Origin of the sequence: Streptomyces sp. NPDC007162 (assembly GCF_040634175.1) — a bacterium.
Taxonomy (GTDB): domain Bacteria; phylum Actinomycetota; class Actinomycetes; order Streptomycetales; family Streptomycetaceae; genus Streptomyces.
Genome location: NZ_JBEYFC010000785.1, coordinates 1 through 2,984, shown reverse-complemented (window position 1 = coordinate 2,984; position 2,984 = coordinate 1). Strand labels below are relative to the sequence as shown.

Annotated in this window: 2 protein-coding genes and 2 pseudogenes; all 4 read right to left on the bottom strand. The window is 71.3% G+C overall.

The genetic code is table 11. The features are described 5' to 3' along the window. Window positions 1-88: 88 nt before the first annotated feature. A pseudogene (locus ABZ646_RS43885) lies at window positions 89-1,118 on the bottom strand (carbohydrate kinase). Then, entirely contained in the window at window positions 1,115-1,714 is a 600-nt protein-coding gene (locus ABZ646_RS43880) for a GH32 C-terminal domain-containing protein (protein WP_360532617.1), read from the bottom strand. The pseudogene ABZ646_RS43885 and the gene ABZ646_RS43880 overlap by 4 nt, the downstream one beginning before the upstream one ends. A gap of 45 nt (window positions 1,715-1,759) precedes the next feature. After that, window positions 1,760-2,512 (bottom strand): glycoside hydrolase family 32 protein, encoded by a 753-nt coding sequence (locus ABZ646_RS43875; RefSeq protein ID WP_360532614.1) that lies wholly within the window; start codon window positions 2,510-2,512, stop codon window positions 1,760-1,762. Window positions 2,513-2,678: 166 nt separating this feature from the next. Continuing rightward, a pseudogene (locus tag ABZ646_RS43870) lies at window positions 2,679-2,888 on the bottom strand (family 1 glycosylhydrolase); the annotation flags it as partial. Window positions 2,889-2,984 lie beyond the last annotated feature (96 nt).

Genomic DNA, 2,984 nt, shown 5'->3' with positions numbered 1-2,984 from the left:
GGGGCGGCCGCCGCGGCGGCCGGTCATGCCAGGGCCTGTCCGATCAGCGGGGAGTAACACCGGGCAGGCCCTGGCGGTTTGCGGGGAGTCAGCCCTTTGTGCGGGCCGGTTCTTCTTGAGCCGGCCCGTGTGGTCCAGTGCCGCGGGATCGACTCGCGCTTGGCATGCTCAGCTGGGTGCTGCCGATCGGGGATGGGCTGCTGCGGAGTGCCGCCTGGGCGACGGTGATCTCCTCGCCCGTCGGTGGTTGTGCTCCCGCACGGGCGCAGGTGAGGGCGCCGGCGGTGACGCAGCGGTGGAGGACGGTTTCCAGTTCGGTTGGGGTGGTTGGGATGTGGACGGTGCCGCCGGGTTGCAGGAGGGCGTCGAGGAGACTGGCTTGGAAGGCGTCTCCGGCGCCGATGGTGTCGACGACGTGGGTCTGCGGCGTGGGGACGGTGATCTGGCGTCGTGTGGTCAGGGCGGTCGCGCCCTGGGCGCCGCGGGTGATGACGACCATGCGTGGGCCGAGGGCGAGCAGGGCCTGTCCTGCGGCTTCGGGGGTGAGGTGGGGGTAGAGCCAGGCCAGGTCCTCGTCGCTGGCTTTGACCAGGTCGGCTGCGGCGATCAGCCGTTCGGCGCGGGTGCGGTAGGCGTCGCGGTCGGGCAGCACGGCGGGGCGCACGTTGAGGCCGACAGAGACCGCGTGCCCTGGTTGGCCGCGCCGTGCGTGGCACGCCTCGACGATGCGAGTCGCGCCCGGTTCCACCACGGCGGCCAGTGAGCCGGTGTGCACCAGGGTGCTCTGTGGCGCGATGGGGATGTCGAGCGGGTCCCAGCTGGCGAGGAAGTCGTATCGGGCGCTGCCGGTGGCGTCGTCCAGGTAGGCGAGGGCGATGGTGGTGCGGCCGGAGGCGCTGGGGAGGCGGTGCACCTCGACGCCGATGGAGTCGAAGTGGGCGGAGCAGTTCGCCCGGCGGGTCGTCGCCCCAGCAGGTCATGAGGGTGGCCGGCCGGCCGAGCCGGTGCAGCCCGACGGCCACGTTGGCAGGACTGCCACCGGGGTGCGGCGCGATGTGCGCGCCGCCCGTCCGCCATGCGAGGTCGACCAGGACTTCGCCGATCACCGCGATGGTCATGCTTCGTGCCCTTCCGCCAAGTCCACGTCCACGGCAGTCGGCTGCAACTCCCATGCCTCGACGGTGTATTCGAGTTCTCCGTCGGCCTGGATGCGCCAGGGGGCGTCGCCCACGGGATAGAAGCGCATGGTGAGGGTCTGCCCGGTGGACAGGTACAGGTCGGCCACGGAGTGGTCGACGATCAGGCGGAGTTCCACGGGTCCGGTCGTCGGGCAGGGCAGCGGGTAGGAGCCACCGTGCGCCCGCGGGTCCAGGGAGGCGTGGTCGCGGCCCACGATGATCTGCCGGTTCGTGGCGTCGAGGCGGATGTCGAGGTGCTCGGCGCCGTCGGCGGAGGTGACCAGCCGCAGCGACCCTTCGCCGGTTCCGGATGCCGTCAGGCCGGCTGTCAGACGGGCGGTCAGGTCGAAGCAGCGGCCGACCTGGCCGAGGTCGGCGGCCTCGTCGTCCGTGGTGCTCAGGCCGGTGGACTTCAGCAGCTGCGGGCCACGCAGGGCGAGGAGTTCGTGGGCGGGCTGCTGACGAACCGTGCCGTCGTCGGCGAGGGTCACCTCGCGCGGGACGGTGAGGAGGCCGGCCCAACCAGACTCGTCCACCCAGTCGGTGGCGCGGGCTTCCCAGGCTCAGCCCCACAGCAGCCATCAGCCGTCGGGGGCCGGGAGCAGCGCCGGGGCGTAGAAGTCGGGTCCGTGGTCAAGCGGCACGGGAGCGGCGGCCGAGAATCGGCCGTTCTCCTCACGGCCGGACAGGACCACGGTGCCGCGTGGTCCGTCCTGCGGGTGCCAGTCGCTGATGATCAGCGCGCCGCGCTCGCCGAACGGCGCGTACTGCGGGCATTCCCACCCGGTGTCGGGGCCATCGGGCTCGCTGGTGAGGAAGGAGCGTTCGTACGTCCACTGCTCCAGGTCGTGCGACTCGTACAGGAACGCCGTGCCGCGGCCGTCGGCCAGGGCGGCGCCGACCAGCATCCGCCAGTGGCCGTCCTGCCGCCATACATAGGGGTCGCGCCACATCGTGGTGCCGCTCGGCGGCTCGGGTATGACCAGCTCGGGGCGCTTGGTCCAGCTCAGGCTGCCGTCGCGGGACTCGGTGGCGGCGATCGGCTGCCACCAGCGGTCGGCGCGGTTCGCGGAGTAGAAGGCCACGAGCCGCTCGCCGTCGCCGACCGCGTTGCCGGAGAAGCGGCCGTCGGCGTCGTACCCGCCGGGGCTGGGCGCGAGGGCGGGCGGCAGGAGCTGCCAGTGGGTGAGGGCAGGGCTGCGGAAGTGGCCCCAGTGGATGTCTCCGTGGCGCGGGCCGTGCGGGTTGTACTGGAAGAAGACGTGGTAGTGGCCGTCGTGGAAGGACAGGCCGTTGGGGTCGTTGATCCAGCCGTGGGGCGGGCGCAGGTGCACTGCGGGTCGATGGGGGTCGGTAGGGGGAACGGACAAGGCCGGGCCTTTCGGGAAGGGCGAGAGCTCGCCGTACTGCTTGCGACACGGAGCCAAGGGGGACGGGAGCCGGTGAGGGTCAGGACTCACCGGCTCCCGCGTTCACGGGGCCGCGCGTGCGGTTGCGGTGTCAGGAACCTGTAGGCGGTGCTGCCATACGTGGCAGTTCGCGGGTACGTCCGAGGCGGCCAAGCCAGACGGCGGAGGGCTTGACCGTGCGCTCGAAGGTGACCGGGTCGACGGCGATGAGGCCGAAGGTGGGCCGGTAGCTGCCCCACTCGTAGTTGTCGAGGGCGCTCCAGGCCAGGTAGCCCTGGATGTCGATCCCGTCCTCGATGGCGGGGGTGTGTCAATTTAACGGCTGATCTTGGTTGTTGATGGTCAGTTGTTGCTCGGAGTCAGGCGGCCTTCGAAAGCGATCTGGAACGCGTTCAGG